The 17505-nt window shown below is 53.9% G+C and carries 11 protein-coding genes, 2 tRNA genes and 2 rRNA genes; 3 read left to right on the top strand and 12 right to left on the bottom strand.

What is annotated here, in order from left to right:
• Positions 1-48: 48 nt before the first annotated feature.
• The 8 genes from ACJ9Y9_RS22845 to pepQ all read right to left on the bottom strand — a co-directional run bounded on the left by ACJ9Y9_RS22845 (position 49) and on the right by pepQ (position 9278).
• Positions 49-2950, bottom strand: a 23S ribosomal RNA gene (locus tag ACJ9Y9_RS22845).
• A gap of 180 nt (positions 2951-3130) precedes the next feature.
• Positions 3131-3206: transfer RNA gene (locus tag ACJ9Y9_RS22850), tRNA-Ala, on the bottom strand.
• A gap of 42 nt (positions 3207-3248) precedes the next feature.
• A tRNA-Ile gene (locus tag ACJ9Y9_RS22855) sits at positions 3249-3325 on the bottom strand.
• Between the two features lie 69 nt (positions 3326-3394).
• Positions 3395-4928, bottom strand: a 16S ribosomal RNA gene (locus ACJ9Y9_RS22860).
• The 16S and 23S rRNA genes sit together here with 2 tRNA genes alongside, the layout of an rRNA operon.
• A 355-nt stretch (positions 4929-5283) precedes the next feature.
• Positions 5284-5829, bottom strand: a complete 546-nt coding sequence (hemG, locus tag ACJ9Y9_RS22865) for a menaquinone-dependent protoporphyrinogen IX dehydrogenase (protein ID WP_028018162.1) — start codon at positions 5827-5829, stop codon at positions 5284-5286.
• 10 nt (positions 5830-5839) lie between these two features.
• A complete protein-coding gene (gene trkH, locus ACJ9Y9_RS22870; RefSeq protein ID WP_013099227.1) occupies positions 5840-7291 on the bottom strand; it encodes a Trk system potassium transporter TrkH in 1452 nt (483 codons plus the stop codon).
• A 41-nt stretch (positions 7292-7332) separates the two neighbouring features.
• Positions 7333-7947 carry an IMPACT family protein gene (locus ACJ9Y9_RS22875; RefSeq protein WP_028018163.1) on the bottom strand — a complete coding sequence of 205 codons (615 nt, stop codon included), beginning with the start codon at positions 7945-7947 and terminating at the stop codon, positions 7333-7335.
• Positions 7947-9278, bottom strand: coding sequence for a Xaa-Pro dipeptidase (gene pepQ / locus ACJ9Y9_RS22880; RefSeq protein WP_028018164.1), 1332 nt, complete (start codon positions 9276-9278; stop codon positions 7947-7949). Before pepQ ends, ACJ9Y9_RS22875 begins: the two co-directional genes overlap by 1 nt.
• A gap of 190 nt (positions 9279-9468) precedes the next feature.
• Between pepQ and fadB the strand changes: the two genes are divergently transcribed.
• Both fadB and fadA read left to right on the top strand, forming a co-directional pair.
• Positions 9469-11658: a fatty acid oxidation complex subunit alpha FadB gene (gene fadB, locus ACJ9Y9_RS22885; RefSeq protein ID WP_028018165.1), complete on the top strand. Its 2190-nt coding sequence runs from the start codon at positions 9469-9471 to the stop codon at positions 11656-11658.
• Positions 11659-11667: 9 nt separating this feature from the next.
• Positions 11668-12831: an acetyl-CoA C-acyltransferase FadA gene (fadA, locus tag ACJ9Y9_RS22890; RefSeq protein WP_028018166.1), complete on the top strand. Its 1164-nt coding sequence runs from the start codon at positions 11668-11670 to the stop codon at positions 12829-12831.
• Positions 12832-13013: 182 nt separating this feature from the next.
• Here fadA and fre read toward each other — a convergent pair whose 3' ends face one another.
• Positions 13014-13715, bottom strand: a complete 702-nt coding sequence (gene fre / locus ACJ9Y9_RS22895) for an NAD(P)H-flavin reductase (RefSeq protein ID WP_008501516.1) — start codon at positions 13713-13715, stop codon at positions 13014-13016.
• A 43-nt stretch (positions 13716-13758) separates the two neighbouring features.
• On the bottom strand, positions 13759-15252 hold the full coding sequence (ubiD, locus tag ACJ9Y9_RS22900) for a 4-hydroxy-3-polyprenylbenzoate decarboxylase (RefSeq protein ID WP_028018167.1): 1494 nt from the start codon (positions 15250-15252) through the stop codon (positions 13759-13761).
• Between the two features lie 170 nt (positions 15253-15422).
• On the opposite strand from ubiD, the gene rfaH reads away from it, so the two are divergent.
• Positions 15423-15914, top strand: coding sequence for a transcription/translation regulatory transformer protein RfaH (gene rfaH / locus ACJ9Y9_RS22905; RefSeq protein ID WP_028018168.1), 492 nt, complete (start codon positions 15423-15425; stop codon positions 15912-15914).
• Here rfaH and tatD read toward each other — a convergent pair.
• Together tatD and tatC are read right to left on the bottom strand one after the other, a co-directional pair.
• Positions 15911-16693 carry a 3'-5' ssDNA/RNA exonuclease TatD gene (gene tatD / locus ACJ9Y9_RS22910; protein WP_028018169.1) on the bottom strand — a complete coding sequence of 261 codons (783 nt, stop codon included), beginning with the start codon at positions 16691-16693 and terminating at the stop codon, positions 15911-15913. The genes rfaH and tatD overlap by 4 nt on opposite strands.
• A gap of 41 nt (positions 16694-16734) precedes the next feature.
• Positions 16735-17505 (bottom strand): Sec-independent protein translocase subunit TatC, encoded by a 771-nt coding sequence (gene tatC / locus ACJ9Y9_RS22915; protein ID WP_028018170.1) that lies wholly within the window; start codon positions 17503-17505, stop codon positions 16735-16737.

Raw genomic sequence — 17505 nt, forward strand, 5'->3', positions numbered from 1 at the left:
AGGCTGAAAATCTTCTGTCTCTCTTCGCCGAAACAGCTTCGGCGTTGTAAGGTTAAGCCTCACGGTTCATTAGTATCGGTTAGCTCAACGCATCGCTGCGCTTACACACCCGACCTATCAACGTCGTAGTCTTCAACGTTCCTTCAGGACTCTCAAGGAGTCAGGGAGAACTCATCTCGGGGCAAGTTTCGTGCTTAGATGCTTTCAGCACTTATCTCTTCCGCATTTAGCTACCGGGCAATGCCATTGGCATGACAACCCGAACACCAGTGATGCGTCCACTCCGGTCCTCTCGTACTAGGAGCAGCCCCCCTCAATTCTCCAGCGCCCACGGCAGATAGGGACCGAACTGTCTCACGACGTTCTAAACCCAGCTCGCGTACCACTTTAAACGGCGAACAGCCGTACCCTTGGGACCTACTTCAGCCCCGGATGTGATGAGCCGACATCGAGGTGCCAAACACCGCCGTCGATATGAACTCTTGGGCGGTATCAGCCTGTTATCCCCGGAGTACCTTTTATCCGTTGAGCGATGGCCCTTCCATTCAGAACCACCGGATCACTATGACCTGCTTTCGCACCTGCTCGAGCCGTCACTCTCGCAGTCAAGCTAGCTTATGCCATTGCACTAACCTCCTGATGTCCGACCAGATTAGCTAACCTTCGTGCTCCTCCGTTACTCTTTGGGAGGAGACCGCCCCAGTCAAACTACCCACCAGACACTGTCCGCAACCCGGATTACGGGTCTACGTTAGAACACCAGCCATTAAAGGGTGGTATTTCAAGGTCGGCTCCACGCAGACTGGCGTCCACGCTTCAAAGCCTCCCACCTATCCTACACATCAAGGACCAGTGTTCAGTGTCAAGCTATAGTAAAGGTTCACGGGGTCTTTCCGTCTTGCCGCGGGTACACTGCATCTTCACAGCGAGTTCAATTTCACTGAGTCTCGGGTGGAGACAGCCTGGCCATCATTACGCCATTCGTGCAGGTCGGAACTTACCCGACAAGGAATTTCGCTACCTTAGGACCGTTATAGTTACGGCCGCCGTTTACCGGGGCTTCGATCAAGAGCTTCGCGTTGCCGCTAACCCCATCAATTAACCTTCCGGCACCGGGCAGGCGTCACACCGTATACGTCCACTTTCGTGTTTGCACAGTGCTGTGTTTTTAATAAACAGTTGCAGCCAGCTGGTATCTTCGACTGATTTCAGCTCCACCCGCAGGGGCTTCACCTACATATCAGCGTGCCTTCTCCCGAAGTTACGGCACCATTTTGCCTAGTTCCTTCACCCGAGTTCTCTCAAGCGCCTTGGTATTCTCTACCTGACCACCTGTGTCGGTTTGGGGTACGATTTCGTGTTACCTGATGCTTAGAGGCTTTTCCTGGAAGCAGGGCATTTGTTACTTCAGCACCGTAGTGCCTCGTCATCACACCTCAGCGTTAATAAACGACCGGATTTACCTAATCGTTCCGCCTACATGCTTAAACCGGGACAACCGTCGCCCGGCTAACATAGCCTTCTCCGTCCCCCCTTCGCAGTAACACCAAGTACAGGAATATTAACCTGTTTCCCATCGACTACGCCTTTCGGCCTCGCCTTAGGGGTCGACTCACCCTGCCCCGATTAACGTTGGACAGGAACCCTTGGTCTTCCGGCGTGCGGGCTTTTCACCCGCATTATCGTTACTTATGTCAGCATTCGCACTTCTGATACCTCCAGCACCCCTCACAGGACACCTTCAACGGCTTACAGAACGCTCCCCTACCCAACAACACATAGTGTCGCTGCCGCAGCTTCGGTGCATGGTTTAGCCCCGTTACATCTTCCGCGCAGGCCGACTCGACCAGTGAGCTATTACGCTTTCTTTAAATGATGGCTGCTTCTAAGCCAACATCCTGGCTGTCTGTGCCTTCCCACATCGTTTCCCACTTAACCATGACTTTGGGACCTTAGCTGGCGGTCTGGGTTGTTTCCCTCTTCACGACGGACGTTAGCACCCGCCGTGTGTCTCCCGTGATAACATTCTTCGGTATTCGTAGTTTGCATCGGGTTGGTAAGCCGGGATGGCCCCCTAGCCGAAACAGTGCTCTACCCCCGAAGATGAGTTCACGAGGCGCTACCTAAATAGCTTTCGGGAGAACCAGCTATCTCCCGGTTTGATTGGCCTTTCACCCCCAGCCACAAGTCATCCGCTAATTTTTCAACATTAGTCGGTTCGGTCCTCCAGTTAGTGTTACCCAACCTTCAACCTGCCCATGGCTAGATCACCGGGTTTCGGGTCTATACCCTGCAACTTAACGCCCAGTTAAGACTCGGTTTCCCTTCGGCTCCCCTATACGGTTAACCTTGCTACAGAATATAAGTCGCTGACCCATTATACAAAAGGTACGCAGTCACACCACGAAGGTGCTCCCACTGCTTGTACGTACACGGTTTCAGGTTCTTTTTCACTCCCCTCGCCGGGGTTCTTTTCGCCTTTCCCTCACGGTACTGGTTCACTATCGGTCAGTCAGGAGTATTTAGCCTTGGAGGATGGTCCCCCCATATTCAGACAGGATACCACGTGTCCCGCCCTACTCTTCGAGTTCACAGCCTGTGCATTTTCGTGTACGGGACTATCACCCTGTACCGTCGGACTTTCCAGACCGTTCCACTAACACACAAGCTGATTCAGACTCTGGGCTGCTCCCCGTTCGCTCGCCGCTACTGGGGGAATCTCGGTTGATTTCTTTTCCTCGGGGTACTTAGATGTTTCAGTTCCCCCGGTTCGCCTCGTTAACCTATGTATTCAGTTAACGATAGTGCAACGAATTGCACTGGGTTTCCCCATTCGGACATCGCCGGGTCAAAGGTTCATATCACCTCGCCGGCGCTTTTCGCAGATTAGCACGTCCTTCATCGCCTCTGACTGCCAGGGCATCCACCGTGTACGCTTAGTCGCTTAACCTCACAACCCGAAGATGTTTCTTTCGATTCATCATCGACTTGCGAAAATTTGAGAGACTCGAACACACATAACATGTGTGTCGTTTCAATTTTCAGCTTGATCCAGATTTTTAAAGAGCAAAACTTCGCAGTGCACCTTTTCAGGTTCACTCTGAAGTTTTCTTGGGTTCGCAGTAAAGGATGGTGGAGCTATGCGGGATCGAACCGCAGACCTCCTGCGTGCAAAGCAGGCGCTCTCCCAGCTGAGCTATAGCCCCATCGTTTGCAATCTCTATACCGCTCATCCTTTAAAAGGAGTTTGGTAGGCCTGAGTGGACTTGAACCACCGACCTCACCCTTATCAGGGGTGCGCTCTAACCACCTGAGCTACAAGCCTGCAGAGATTTTTACTGCTGTTTTTCATCAGACAATCTGTGTGAGCACTGCAAAGGCAGGTTCTTTAAGGTAAGGAGGTGATCCAACCGCAGGTTCCCCTACGGTTACCTTGTTACGACTTCACCCCAGTCATGAATCACAAAGTGGTAAGCGCCCTCCCGAAGGTTAAGCTACCTACTTCTTTTGCAACCCACTCCCATGGTGTGACGGGCGGTGTGTACAAGGCCCGGGAACGTATTCACCGTAGCATTCTGATCTACGATTACTAGCGATTCCGACTTCATGGAGTCGAGTTGCAGACTCCAATCCGGACTACGACGCACTTTATGAGGTCCGCTTGCTCTCGCGAGGTCGCTTCTCTTTGTATGCGCCATTGTAGCACGTGTGTAGCCCTACTCGTAAGGGCCATGATGACTTGACGTCATCCCCACCTTCTTCCTCCAGTTTATCACTGGCAGTCTCCTTTGAGTTCCCGGCCGGACCGCTGGCAACAAAGGATAAGGGTTGCGCTCGTTGCGGGACTTAACCCAACATTTCACAACACGAGCTGACGACAGCCATGCAGCACCTGTCTCAGAGTTCCCGAAGGCACCAATCCATCTCTGGAAAGTTCTCTGGATGTCAAGAGTAGGTAAGGTTCTTCGCGTTGCATCGAATTAAACCACATGCTCCACCGCTTGTGCGGGCCCCGTCAATTCATTTGAGTTTTAACCTTGCGGCCGTACTCCCCAGGCGGTCGACTTAACGCGTTAGCTCCGGAAGCCACGCCTCAAGGGCACAACCTCCAAGTCGACATCGTTTACGGCGTGGACTACCGGGTATCTAATCCTGTTTGCTCCCCACGCTTTCGCACCTGAGCGTCAGTCTTTGTCCGGGGGCCGCCTTCGCCACCGGTATTCCTCCAGATCTCTACGCATTTCACCGCTACACTGAATTCTACCCCCTCTACAAGACTCTAGCCTGCCAGTTTCGAATGCAGTTCCCGTGTTGAGCCCGGGGATTTCACATCCGACTTGACAGACCGCCTGCGTGCGCTTTACGCCCAGTAATTCCGATTAACGCTTGCACCCTCCGTATTACCGCGGCTGCTGGCACGGAGTTAGCCGGTGCTTCTTCTGCGGGTAACGTCAATTGCTGAGGTTATTAACCTCAGCACCTTCCTCCCCGCTGAAAGTACTTTACAACCCGAAGGCCTTCTTCATACACGCGGCATGGCTGCATCAGGCTTGCGCCCATTGTGCAATATTCCCCACTGCTGCCTCCCGTAGGAGTCTGGACCGTGTCTCAGTTCCAGTGTGGCTGGTCATCCTCAGACCAGCTAGGGATCGTCGCCTAGGTGAGCCGTTACCCCACCTACTAGCTAATCCCATCTGGGCACATCTGATGGCAAGAGGCCCGAAGGTCCCCCTTTTGGTCTTGCGACGTTATGCGGTATTAGCTACCGTTTCCAGTAGTTATCCCCCTCCATCAGGCAGTTTCCCAGACATTACTCACCCGTCCGCCGCTCGTCACCCGAGAGCAAGCTCTCTGTGCTACCGCTCGACTTGCATGTGTTAGGCCTGCCGCCAGCGTTCAATCTGAGCCATGATCAAACTCTTCAATTTAAAAGTTTGATGCTCAATGAATTAAACTTCGTAATGAATTACGTGTTCACTCGTTGAGACTTGGTATTCATTTAGTGTCCGAGGACATTAAGAATCCATGTCACTTTGAGTGCCCACACAGATTGTCTGATAAATTGTTAAAGAGCAGTGCCGCTTCGTTTTCGCTGCGGCGCGGGGTGTGCATATTACGCTTTCCCGCTATAGAGTCAAGCGTTTATTTTGCTTTTCTCTGCTGACCCGGCGGCGTGTGTGCCGTTGTTCCGTGTCAGTGGAGGCGCATTATAGGGAGTTATTCCGACGTGACAAGAGGAAATTTAAAAAAACTTTTCGTTCGCTCACTTTTCAGACTCAACGCTTATTTAACCCGCGAATCGCCCGATAAATGCGCGATTTCCCGCGCAAAACTGGCCACCTGCGACCAGTCGGTATAAACCACTTCTTTACGTGTATCGGTTTCGCCGCCGGTCATCTTCATGATCAGGCGGATCATGAAGCGGTCATACCAGCGATAGCGAGGATAACGCAGCGCACCAGCAAAGACGGCACAAAGGTCTGGCTGCCATGGAGAGTTCAGCAAGAACTTGCGCGTGTAGCTGTTGGTCTGCGGCGTACGCTTCTCTGCTTTACGAGCAACCAGATTGACCGAGTAGAACGCGCCAGGCAATTTGTTGAGCACCGCGGTGTGCTTTTTCACGAAGCGATCGAGTGCCGGATGAAAATGACCGTAACGAATTGACGCGCCAATCACCACGCGATCGTAATCCTGCCAGGTAATCTGTCCGACACGATTCAGGTTCACCACATCAGAATAAATTCCCAGCTCTTTTAATTCCGAAGCCAGATACGCAGCAATCTCACGCGTTTGTCCGTCTCGCGTAGAGAAAAGAATAAGTGTTTTCATCAACGGCTCCTTATTCGCGCCAGAACGTTGGGGTGAACAGCACCAGCAGCGTAAAGACCTCAAGACGGCCAAACAGCATATTGGCAATGAGGATCCATTTCGCGACCGGGTTCATACTGGCAAAGTTATCCGCCACAACCCCCAGGCCTGGCCCAAGGTTATTTAATGTTGCTACGACGGATGCAAAAGCAGAGAAATCATCCACTCCCGTCGCGATGATCGCCAGCATACTGACGATAAAGACCAGCGCATACGCCGAGAAGAAACCCCACACGGCTTCGAGGATACGTTCCGGCAGTGCCCGGTTTCCCAGTTTGATACTGTAGACCGCGTTCGGGTGGACCAGACGCTTCAGCTCACGGTTGCCCTGCTTGAACAGCAGCAGAATACGAATCACCTTCAGGCCACCGCCCGTGGATCCCGCGCAGCCGCCAATAAAGGCGGAGCATAACAGTAACACCGGCAAGAATAGCGGCCAGCGTGCAATGCTGTCCGTGGTGAATCCGGCCGTCGTCGCCATCGACACCACCTGGAAGAACGCCTGGTTTAACGTGGTCAACGCGGAGTTATAGACATCATGGAACCACAGCACCAGGGTACAGATGACAACCAGCGTAAGCTGGACACCGATGAACATGCGGAACTCGGGGTCACGCCAGTACACTTTCAGGCTGCGCCCGCTGAGTAAAGAGAAGTGCAAACCGTAGTTACAGCCGGAAATCAGCAGGAAAATTGCAATGATGGTGTTAATCGTAGGGCTGTCAAAGTAGCCCACGCTGGCATCGTGGGTGGAAAACCCGCCGATAGCAATCGTCGCAAAGCTGTGTCCGATAGCGTCGAATGCAGGCATCCCGGCAAACCATAATGCCAGCGCACAGGCCACAGTAAGCAGGACATAAATCAGCCACAGGGTTTTCGCCGTCTCGGCAATACGCGGGCGCATCTTGTTATCTTTCAGCGGTCCGGGCATTTCGGCGCGATAGAGCTGCATCCCACCGACGCCCAGTATAGGCAGGATAGCCACCGCCAGGACGATGATCCCCATACCGCCGAACCATTGCAGCATCTGGCGATAAAAGAGAATAGCGTGCGGTAACGAATCCAGTCCTACCAGGGTCGTCGCTCCGGTTGTTGTTAAACCAGAGAACGATTCAAAAAAAGCGTCCGTGATGCTCAGATTCGGTTGTTCAGAGAAGATAAAGGGCAAAGAACCGACGCTTCCCAGTACCGTCCAGAACAGGACGACAATCAAAAATCCTTCGCGTGACTTCAGCTCGCCCTTCTGACGACGGTTAGGCCACCACAACAGAGAGCCGATCGCCAGCGCAACAAAGAAAGTCTGGGTAAATGCCCGCCCCGCGCCGTCCCGGTAGATAAGCGCCACCAGTCCTGGGAGAATCATCGTCCCGGAAAAGAGTATGACCAGCAGTCCAACGATTCGGGTTATGGCACGAAAATGCATCTCTGCCGCTTCCTTTGGTATTCAAAAAAGTGAGGTGGGGATTATTCTTCAATCGGCAGCAATTGCAACGAACCACGACTAAAATCAGCCAGTTTTGCTGAAAAAGCAGCCAGTTCCGCCTGAGGAAGCGCCACGCGTAATTGCACCATTGCCTGATATTCACTGTGCGCGATGACGCCGTTAAACTGCTTCAGCAACGCTTCAATACCGGATAACTGACCGTAATCGCACAGTAAAGTATATTCGGTGAGTGGTGTTTTGCGGGTAGTTATCAGCAAATTCAGTGCCTGCTGAACTCCGCCGCCATACGCTTTAACCAGCCCACCCGTGCCTAACAGGATCCCGCCGTAGTAGCGCACCACCACGGCGGTAATTTCACCCACACCGCTGCCCATCAGCTGCGAAAGCATGGGTTTTCCGGCTGTGCCAGCCGGTTCACCGTCGTCGGAAAAGCCCAACTGCTGCGAATCGTCCGGAGGCCCCGCGACCCACGCTACACAGTGGTGACGTGCGTCAGGATGCTCCGCCCGAACAGATTCAACAAACGCCTTTGCCGCCTCTACGCCATCGGTATGTGCCAGCAGCGTAATAAAGCGGCTTTTCTTGATTTCCTCAACAAAGGTGACCGGTTCAGCCGGTATCAGCCAGCTTTCCATCAGGCCAGCTTCAGATCTCGCGTCATATTCTCGATACCGTTTTCGTGAACAACCACGTTATCTTCAATACGAATGCCACCAAACGGTTTCAGCGCTTCAATTTTTTCCCAGTTGAAGTGTTTGCTGAACTGACCTTCACGCCAGGGTGCTAACAGCGATTCGATAAAGTAGATCCCCGGTTCAATCGTCAGCACCATGCGTGGTTCAAGAATGCGGGTGCAGCGCAGGTAAGGATATTTAGACGGTGCCGCCAGGTGCGTGCCGGTATCATCCTGCATAAAACCTGCAACATCGTGAACCTGCAGACCCAACGGGTGACCGATCCCGTGCGGCATGAATGGCCCGGTCAGATCGTTCTCGACCATCGCCTCTTCGCTCATGTCTTTCACAATCTGGTGCTTACGCAACAGCTTCGCGATGCGCTGATGGAACTGGATGTGGTAATCCACGTAACTGGTTCCCGCTTTCATGGTACTGATAAGGGCCAGCTGTTCGTCATTGACGTCTTTGATCAGGTGCGCAAAGTCAGTATCTGCGTTTGCAGCCCATGTACGGGTCAAGTCAGCCGCATAACCGTTGTACTCCGCACCCGCATCCAGCAGGAAGCTGCGCATCTCCGACGGCACATGGTGATCGAGTTTGGTGTAGTGCAACACGGAAGCGTGTTCATTCAGCGCGACGATATTGCTGTACGGCACGTCCGTATCACGGTGCCCGGTCGCGGTCAGGTAGGCCTGGTTGATGTCGAACTCGCTCATACCAGACTGGAAGGCTTCATGCGCGGCGCGGTGGCCGTTCACTGCCGTTTTTTGCGCTTCACGCATGCAGTAAAGTTCGTAGTCGGTTTTATATGCGCGATAGTAATGCAGGTAATCCAGCACCCCTTTCGGGTTAAGCTTGTCAGCCGGAATATCCAGGCCCAATGCACGCTCCGGAACAGGGCCAATATAGGCGATGTTACCGCGTGCGGCAGGCAGTTGACTGCCAATGCCGTCGGCTTTTGGTAATGCAATGATATCCACTTCTTCCGTCCAGAAGCTGGTCGGCAGCGGTTCCACGTTGTGCCAGTAATCGACAGGCAGATAGAACCACAATTTTGGCTTATTCACGCCATCCACCAGCAGCCAGCAATTTGGAACCTGGGTTACCGGCACCCAGGCCTTAAACTGCGGGTTGACCTTAAACGGATAAGCATGGTCATCCAGAAAAGTATTCAAAAGCTCGCCAGAGTGGATTAACAGCGCATCCAGCTTAAAGCGGGCCAGTACATCGCGGGTACGTTCCTGTAGGGTAACGATATGATTTTTATAAAGCGAAGCCAGTGAGTCCATCATTCTTCCTTTCGTTTTATTGACCTCAAGTCATCGCATCTTAGCACACCTCACTCCGGCTGCGTGATTTACACCGACCGTGATCAATGCAGCAATTTCTTAATGAGTAATTTGCATTTTATTAACATAAATTCCACACTCCGATTCATCTGGTATGACCAGATCCAATTGCTGGATTCAGGAGACTGACATGCTCTACAAAGGCGACACCCTGTACCTCAACTGGCTGGAAGATGGCATTGCCGAACTGGTGTTCGATGCCCCCGGCTCAGTGAATAAGCTTGATACCGCGACGGTGGCCAGTCTTGGCCAGGCGCTGGATGTACTTGAAAAACAACCTGAATTAAAAGGGCTGCTGCTGCGTTCGAACAAAGCGGCCTTTATTGTCGGTGCCGATATCACCGAATTCCTTTCTCTGTTCCTGGTCCCGGAGGAACAGCTGAGCCAGTGGCTGCACTTTGCTAACAGCGTCTTTAATCGTCTGGAAGATCTGCCTGTCCCGACCATTTCCGCCGTTAATGGCTACGCGCTGGGCGGTGGCTGCGAATGCGTATTAGCCACTGATTACCGTCTGGCGACGCCGGACCTGCGCATCGGCCTGCCGGAAACCAAGCTGGGTATCATGCCGGGCTTTGGGGGGTCAGTGCGTATGCCGCGCATGCTGGGTGCCGACAGTGCACTTGAGATCATTGCCGCAGGTAAAGATGTTGGCGCAGAACAGGCGCAGAAAATCGGTCTGGTCGACGGCGTTGTGAAACCTGAGAAGCTTGTTGAAGGCGCACTCGCCATTCTGCGTCAGGCGATTAACGGCGATCTCGACTGGAAAGCCAAACGCCAGCCGAAGCTGGAACCATTAAAACTCAGCAAAATTGAAGCCGCCATGAGCTTCACCATTGCCAAAGGCATGGTGATGCAGACTGCAGGTAAACACTACCCTGCCCCCATCACCGCGGTGAAAACCATTGAAGCTGCGGCCCGCTTTGGCCGCGATGAAGCCCTGAAACTGGAAAACCAGAGTTTTGTCCCGCTGGCACATACCAATGAAGCTCGCGCGCTGGTTGGCATCTTCCTCAACGATCAGTTCGTGAAAGGTAAAGCGAAACAGCTGACCAAAAATGTGGAAACGCCGAAACATGCGGCGGTACTCGGTGCCGGCATTATGGGTGGCGGCATCGCTTATCAGTCAGCCTGGAAAGGCGTACCGGTGGTAATGAAGGACATCAGCGAGAAATCCCTGACGCTGGGCATGACCGAAGCGGCCAAGCTGCTGAATAAACAGCTGGAACGCGGAAAAATTGACGGACTTAAGCTCGCAGGCGTGATCTCCACCATTCAGCCTGTGCTGGAATATACCGGCTTCGACCGTGTTGACGTGGTAGTCGAAGCCGTCGTTGAAAACCCGAAAGTTAAAAAAGCGGTGCTGGCGGAAACGGAAGACAAGGTTCGCCCGGATACCGTGCTGGCCTCTAACACCTCTACCATTCCTATCAGCGAACTGGCGAGCGTGCTTAAGCGTCCGGAAAACTTCTGCGGGATGCACTTCTTCAACCCGGTACACCGGATGCCGCTGGTCGAAGTGATCCGTGGGGAAAAAACCTCAGACGAAACCATCGCCAAAGTGGTGGCGTGGGCAAGCAAGATGGGCAAAACGCCGATCGTGGTTAACGACTGCCCGGGCTTCTTCGTCAACCGCGTCCTGTTCCCTTACTTCGCCGGTTTCAGCCAGCTGCTGCGAGACGGTGCAGACTTCCGCAAAATCGACAAAGTGATGGAAAAACAGTTCGGCTGGCCGATGGGCCCGGCGTATCTGTTGGATGTGGTCGGCATTGATACCGCGCATCACGCCCAGGCGGTGATGGCGGCGGGCTTCCCGCAGCGCATGCAGAAAGATTACCGCGACGCCATTGACGCTCTGTTCGACGCTAACCGCTTCGGTCAGAAAAACGGTCTTGGCTTCTGGCGTTATAAAGAAGACAGCAAAGGCAAACCGAAGAAAGAAGAAGACGCGGCGGTGGACAGCCTGCTGGCCGAAGTTAGTCAGCCAAAACGTGACTTCACTGACGATGAGATCATCGCCCGCATGATGATTCCGATGGTCAACGAAGTGGTGCGTTGCCTGGAAGAAGGCATCATTGCCAGCCCGGCAGAAGCAGACATGGCGCTGGTGTACGGACTGGGCTTCCCTCCGTTCCACGGCGGCGCGTTCCGCTGGCTGGACACGCTCGGCAGCGCCCGCTATCTCGATATGGCTCAGCAATATCAGCACCTTGGCCCGCTTTATGAGGTGCCGGAAGGGCTGCGTAACAAAGCGCGCCATAACGAACCCTACTATCCAGCAGTTGAGCCAGCCCGTCCGGTTGGCGAGCTGAAAACGGCTTAAGGAGTCACAATGGAAAAGGTTGTCATTGTTGATGCGATTCGCACCCCGATGGGCCGTTCAAAAGGCGGTGCATTCCGTAACGTGCGTGCGGAAGACCTCTCCGCGCACCTGATGCGTAGCCTGCTGGCGCGTAACCCGGCGCTGGACCCAACCGCGCTCGACGATATCTACTGGGGCTGCGTACAGCAGACCCTGGAGCAAGGCTTCAACATCGCCCGTAACGCCTCGCTGCTGGCGGAGATCCCACATTCGGTTCCGGCAGTCACCGTCAACCGTCTTTGCGGTTCCTCAATGCAGGCGTTACATGATGCAGCACGTATGATCATGACCGGCGATGCTCAGGCCTGCCTGGTCGGTGGCGTGGAGCACATGGGGCACGTACCGATGAGCCATGGGGTCGATTTCCACCCGGGTATGAGCCGCAACGTAGCAAAAGCGGCGGGGATGATGGGCCTGACCGCAGAGATGCTCTCCCGCCTGCACGGTATTAGCCGTGAAATGCAGGATACCTTTGCCGCACGCTCTCACGCTCGCGCATGGGCGGCGACACAGTCCGGTGCGTTTAAGAATGAGATCATCCCAACCGGTGGTCATGATGCAGACGGCGTTCTGAAGCAGTTCAGCTACGACGAAGTGATCCGCCCGGAAACCACGGTCGAAGCCCTTTCCACGCTGCGTCCGGCATTTGATCCTGTCACAGGTACAGTAACGGCAGGAACTTCGTCCGCGCTGTCCGACGGGGCTGCTGCAATGCTGGTGATGAGCGAAAGCCGTGCCCGCGAGTTAGGTTTAACCCCTCGCGCCCGGGTACGTTCAATGGCGGTCGTGGGTTGCGATCCTTCCATCATGGGTTACGGTCCGGTTCCAGCTTCGAAGCTGGCGCTGAAAAAAGCAGGATTAACCGCCAGTGATATTGACCTGTTTGAGATGAACGAAGCCTTCGCCGCGCAGATCCTGCCGTGCATTAAAGATCTGGGGCTCATGGATCAGATCGACGAGAAGATTAACCTCAACGGCGGTGCGATCGCCCTCGGTCACCCGCTGGGCTGCTCCGGGGCGCGTATCAGTACCACGCTGATTAACCTGATGGAGCGCAAAGATGCCCAGTTTGGTCTGGCAACGATGTGTATCGGGCTGGGTCAGGGTATCGCGACGGTGTTTGAGAGAGTGTAAATCAGGAAAAGTATCTCAAAGCCAATGCCGTCAGAACAAGGCGGCAAGCGAGCGAATCCCGATGAGCTTACTCAAGTAAGTGATTCGGGTGAACGAGCGCAGCCAACGCAGTTATGGCGTCATTGGCGAAGAGAGACAGTTTAGTTGCCGTTCTTCCCGCCTGTCAGGGGCGGGTTTTTTATTTAGATGAAGGCAAAAGCATCGCCGAAGAGACGGTCTTCACGCGCATCACGTTCGTTACAGAACAAGTCACGGGCAATTTTCGCCATCTCAAAACGGCCAGCGATATAGATATCGTGCCCTGCCAGTGTGCCATGATCCTGTAGCACCGCCGTCAGTACCGTACCGCTGCGTCCACGCCAGCCTTCTTCCGGCTGCTCAACCACCGGCTCTATGCGCAGGTTAGGATGGGTTACGCTCAGCGCTTCCAGTTCAGACAGGTCATAGAGATGTTTCTCTTCACGGCCACCCCAGTAAATGGTGATGTCACGGTCCGGGTTACGCGCCAGTGCGGTCAGCAGAATAGAGCGCACATAAGAGAAGCCCGTACCGCCCGCGATCAGGATCAGCGGACGGTCTTCGTCATCGCGCAGCCATGCATCACCATGAGGAATGTCGACCACAATCTCACGCTCTTTAAGAATGCGGTCCATGACGGCCATCGCATACAGGTTAAGCTCTGACGCACCAATATGAAGCTCAATAAATTCCTGCTCCGCTGGCGTTGAGGCCATAGAGAAAGGACGCTTATCACGCTCATCCATCACGACCATCAGGTACTGACCCGCGCGGAAAGAGAATGGCGCTTCTGGCACTAAACGGACGCGATATACGGTGTCGGTGATGGCATCTACCGAGGTCACTTTACAGCTTAAGGTTGTCATTCGCTCTCTCTGTCGGGAAGTCTATAGGGCTTAACGGTCAAGCTCAGGGTTTACCGTTATTCATTATGGCCAGCTCGTCCCAGATCGCGTCAATTCGCGCGGTCACTGCAGGATCTTTTTTGATCGGGCGACCCCATTCACGATCGGTTTCGCCAGGCCATTTATTGGTGGCATCCAGTCCCATTTTTGAGCCAAGACCGGAAACCGGCGAGGCAAAATCCAGGTAATCTATCGGCGTGTTTTCGACTAACACCGTATCGCGCGCCGGGTCCATTCGCGTGGTAATGGCCCAGATTACGTCATTCCAGTCGCGGGCGTTAACATCATCATCGCAGACAATAACAAACTTGGTATACATAAACTGGCGCAGGAAAGACCATACGCCCATCATCACGCGTTTCGCGTGACCAGGATACTGTTTCTTCATCGTGACCACCGCCATGCGATATGAGCATCCTTCAGGCGGCAGATAAAAATCAACAATTTCCGGGAACTGCTTTTGCAGGATCGGCACAAACACTTCATTCAGCGCCACTCCCAGTACCGCCGGTTCGTCCGGTGGACGTCCGGTATAGGTGGAGTGATAGATCGCATCTTCACGCTGTGTAATGTGCGTAACGGTAAACACCGGGAAGTTATCCACTTCGTTGTAATAGCCGGTATGGTCGCCGTAAGGGCCTTCTGGCGCCATTTCACCCTGCTCAATGTAACCTTCCAGCACAATTTCCGCACTGGCCGGAACTTCGAGATCGTTAGAAATACACTTCACGACTTCGGTTTTGGTTCCGCGCAGCAGGCCTGCAAACGCGTATTCAGAGAGTGTATCCGGCACGGGGGTCACCGCACCCAGAATGGTGGCCGGATCGGCACCTAACGCGACAGAGACAGGGAAACGTTCACCCGGATGCTCAGCACACCACTCCTGGAAATCCAGCGCGCCGCCGCGATGCGACAGCCAGCGCATGATGAGTTTATTCTTGCCAATTAATTGCTGACGGTAAATACCGAGATTTTGCCGCTCTTTGTGAGGGCCGCGCGTAACCGTCAACCCCCAGGTGATCAGCGGAGCAGCATCCTCAGGCCAGCACTGCATAATAGGGATTTTGGTCAGATCAACCGCATCGCCTTCCAGCACTTTCTGCTGGCACGGCGCGCCGCGCAGGCGTTTAGTTGGCATGTTCAATACTTGCTTAAACTGTGGCAATTTGTCGAACAGATCGCGGAAGCCTTTCGGCGGCTCTGGCTCTTTCAGAAACGCCAGCAGTTTACCCACTTCACGCAGCGCCGTAACGTCTTCCTGCCCCATCCCCAATGCAACACGACGTGGAGTACCAAACAGGTTGCACAACACCGGCATGGCGTACCCTTTCGGATTTTCAAACAGTAATGCGGGGCCACCGGCACGCAGGGTGCGGTCAGCAATTTCTGTCATCTCCAGATAAGGATCAACAGGAAGTGTAATGCGTTTGAGTTCACCCTGCTTTTCCAGCAGCGTCAGGAAGTCGCGGAGATCGTGGTATTTCATGCAGTTAGTCATGGCCTCTCTGTAAGCGCTTCATTATACGGCGTAAGCCTGCTTGATGCTGTAATTTTGTTAAATTAGCGTGAACTTATGCGTTCTGTTCCATTTTCCCCCATTATAATCAACTTAGCGATCCCGCCAGGGTTTTGATATGCTTGCGCCCCGAACTAAGGGAAAGAGTGATTATGCAGGCCTGGTATTTACTTTATTGCAAACGCGGGCAGCTTCAGCGCGCGCAGGAACATCTTGAACGTCAGTCTGTAAATTGCCTGACACCCGTGATCACGCTTGAAAAAATGCAGCGCGGGAAGCGCACAACCGTCAGTGAACCCTTATTTCCGAACTATCTGTTCGTGGAGTTCGACCCGGAAGTGATCCACACCACGACCATTAGCGCCACACGCGGTGTCAGCCACTTTGTACGCTTTGGTACCAGCCCGGCAATGGTTCCGTCAACGGTGATCCATCAACTATCGGTTTATCAACAACCCGAAGGTATCACCGACCCGGAAACTCCTTACTCAGGGGACTGCGTCGTCATCACGGAAGGTGCTTTCGAAGGGTTGCAGGCGATTTTCGCTGAACCGGACGGTGAAGCACGCTCCATGCTGTTGCTCAACCTGCTGAACAAACAGGTTCTGCAAAGCGTTAAAAACACCGACTTCCGCAAAGTTTAAAAATCGATCCCAAACAGGTGACGCACGTTGTCATCCGTCTGCGCGGAAAGCCAGTGGGGATCTTCTCCGCGCCATTTCGCCACGCTTTCAACGATGTGCCCAAGATGTGCAGGTTCATTTCGCCGCGATGTCGGTTTGGGTTGCATGTCTCTCGGCAGCAGATAAGGCGCATCCGTTTCCAGGAGCAAACGATCAGCCGGGATCACCGGCAACAACTCGCGAAGCTCAAGCCCGCGGCGCTCATCACAAACCCAGCCGGTAATGCCCAGATAAAGCCCTCGCGCCAGGCAATCCAGCGCTTCCTGCCGTGAGCCGGTGAAGCAGTGCAGTACCGCGCCGGGCAGTTTCTCCAGCCACGGATCCAGAAGTGCCAGGAAACGCTCATGCGCATCGCGGCAGTGCATAAATACGGGCATTCCAAGCTCAGCAGCCAGCACAAGCTGGGCCGTGAACGCTTTTTCCTGCTCTTCAGGCGTGGAAAAGTTACGGTTGAAATCGAGACCGCATTCGCCGATCGCCACCACTTCTGGCATCTTCGCCAGCCTGTACAGGGTATCGCCACTTTCCGCAGTCCACTGGCTGCTGTCATGAGGATGTACACCAGCGGTCGACCAGCAGCGCTCGTAGCGTTGCGCCAACAGCTGCGCCTGCTCGCTTTCATGCAGGTTGGTTCCTGTCAGCAACAGTCCTTTCACTCCAGCAGCAAACGCACGTGCAACGACCTCATCACGATCTTTCGCAAACTGCGAGCTGGTCAGGTTGAGTCCAATATCAAACATGCGAATCTCCATATAACAACCGCCCTGACGGGCGGTTGATTTTACTCTTCAGTGGTCTTGTCTGACGTATCGTCTTCGTCATCTGTTCGACGTCCTTTACCCACATAGAAACGCGAGAAGAAGACACCGACCTCGAACAGGCAATACATCGGTATGGCCAGCAGCGTCTGGGAGAACACATCCGGCGGTGTCAGCAGCATGCCAACCACAAATGCACCGACCAGGATATACGGACGCTTCTTACGCAGATCATCAGGCGTAGTCACCCCTACCCAGCAAAGCAACACAATGGCCACCGGCACTTCGAATGCCACGCCAAAGGCCATAAACAGTGCCATCACAAAACTGAGGTAGCTAGCGATATCCGTCGACACCTGGACACCTTCCGGCGCGGTATGCGTCAGGAAGCCAAAGGCCAGCGGGAAGACAACGAAATAGGCAAACGCCATGCCGATATAGAACAGCAGCGAGCTGGATACCAGCAGCGGGATCACCAGCTTGCGTTCGTGTTTGTACAGTGCCGGCGCCACAAACGCCCACACCTGGTAAAGAATGATCGGCGCAGACGCAATCAACGATACCCAGAAAGTAAGCTTAATAGGGGTGAAAAACGGTGATGCAACATCTGTTGCAATCATCGTTGCCCCCAGCGGCATCTGCTTGATCAGCGGCGCAGAGACCACTTGATAGATGTCATTGGCGAAGTAGACCAGACACAGGAATATGAGTAAAACTGCAATAATGCAGTTTAACAGTCGCTTACGCAGCTCTATAAGGTGCGTAATAAGCGGTTGAGTATCATCTACTGCCAT

Source organism: Enterobacter sp. CPE_E1241, assembly GCF_045618265.1.
Classification (GTDB): domain Bacteria; phylum Pseudomonadota; class Gammaproteobacteria; order Enterobacterales; family Enterobacteriaceae; genus Enterobacter; species Enterobacter adelaidei.